At 79.2% G+C, this 1,809-nt stretch carries 1 protein-coding gene; it reads left to right on the top strand.

From position 1 onward, the window contains the following. A partial coding sequence (locus tag AE652_RS40705) for a zinc-binding dehydrogenase (RefSeq protein ID WP_049660904.1) occupies positions 1–1,809 on the top strand: 1,809 nt, incomplete at both ends.

Here is a 1,809-nt window from a genome sequence, read left to right on the forward strand (position 1 = left end):
GCCCGGTCGCGGCGGGACGCCCCGCCGACCCGGCCGCCGCCGCGCGCGACTCGCTGTTCGCCCTCGGCTGGGAACCGCTGCGGGAGTCGGAGCCGGTGTCGTCGCCGGTCGGCCCGGTGCCGGTCGTCCCGTGGGACGCCCTCGACCCGGACGCGCTGCTCGCGGCGGCCGACCCGGACACGCCCACCGTGGTGAGCTGCCCGACCGGACCGCACGGACCGCAGGACGCCACCGACCCGGCGATGGCGGCCAGGACCGCCGTCCACCGCACCCGGGACCTGCTCGCCCGGTGGCTCGCCGAGGACCGGCTCGCCGGGTCCCGTCTGGTGCTGGTCACCCGGGGCGCGGTCGCCGTGCGGCCCGGCGAGACCGTCCGGGACCTCGCCCAGGCGGCGGTCTGGGGCCTGGTGCGCACCGCCCAGGTCGAGCACCCGGGCCGGTTCACCCTGGTCGACCTGGCCCCCGGCACCACCGTGCCCGAAGGCACTCCCGCGACCGAAAGCACTCCCGCGACCGAAGGCGCCCCCGAGGTCCCGGCCGCCGTACTGACCCCGGAGGAGAACCAGCTGGCCGTCCGCGACGGCGCCGTCCTGGTGCCCCGGCTGGTGTCCGCCGTGGGCGATCCCGCGCTGCGGCCCCCCGAGGACGCGGCGGCCTGGCACCTGGACATCCCCGAGCGCGGCACCCTCACCGGCCTGGAGCTGCGGCCCTGTCCCGAGGCCGCCGCCGAGCCCGGCCCCGGCCGGGTCCGGGTCGCGGTCCGCGCCGCCGGGCTGAACTTCCACGACGTCCTGGGCGCGCTCGACATGCACCCCGGCGATCCGGGCCCGCTCGGCCTGGAGGGCGCGGGCGTGGTCACCGCGACCGGGCCCGGGGTCACCGGCCTGGCCGTCGGCGACCGGGTGACGGGCCTGTTCCCGGCGGCGTTCGGCACGGTGGCCCAGGCCGACCAGCGCACCCTGGTCAGGATCCCGGACGACTGGTCCTTCACCCGGGCCGCCGCCGTGCCGGTCGCCCACCTGACCGCCCTGCACGCCCTGGTCGAACTGGGCGGCGTGGGCGCGGGGGACCGGGTGCTGGTCCACGCCGGGGCGGGCGGCGTCGGCCTGGCCGCCGTCCAGCTGGCCCGGCACCTGGGCGCGGAGGTCTTCGCGACCGCGAGCCCCGCCAAGTGGCCCGCGCTGCGCGCCCTCGGCCTCGACGACGACCACCTCGCCTCCTCCCGCGAGCCCGGCTTCGGCGCCCGCTTCGGTGCCGGCCCGAGTGCCGGCCCGGGTGCGGGCCCCGACGCGGGCGACCGGCGGATGGCGCTCGTCCTGAACTCGCTGACCGGCGAGCTCGTCGACGAGTCGCTGCGGCTGCTGCGTCCCGGCGGGCTCCTGGTCGAGCTCGGCCGGACCGAACAGCGCGACCCCGCCGAGGTGGCCGCCGCGCACCCCGGCGTGCGCTACCGGGCGTTCAACCTGCTCCAGCTGCCGCCCGAGCACCTCGCCCGCCTGCTGGAGCGGACGGTCGAGCTGTTCGCCCGGGGCGCGTTCGGCTGGCCCGCCGTCACCGACCTGGACGTCCGGCGGGCGCCCGAGGCCTTCGGGCTGCTGCGCCAGGGCACCCACGTCGGCAAGGTCGTGCTCACCGTCCCGCCGGTCCTCGACCCGGACGGAACCGTCCTGATCACCGGCGGGACGGGCGCCATCGGCCGGGCCGTGGCGCGGCACCTGGTCACCGGGCACGGCGCCCGGCGGCTGCTGCTGGCCGGCCGCCGGGGAGGCGATGCGCCGGGAGCCGCCGAGCTGGCGGCCGAACTGACCG

The organism is Kitasatospora sp. MY 5-36 (assembly GCF_001182915.1).
Taxonomy (GTDB): domain Bacteria; phylum Actinomycetota; class Actinomycetes; order Streptomycetales; family Streptomycetaceae; genus Kitasatospora.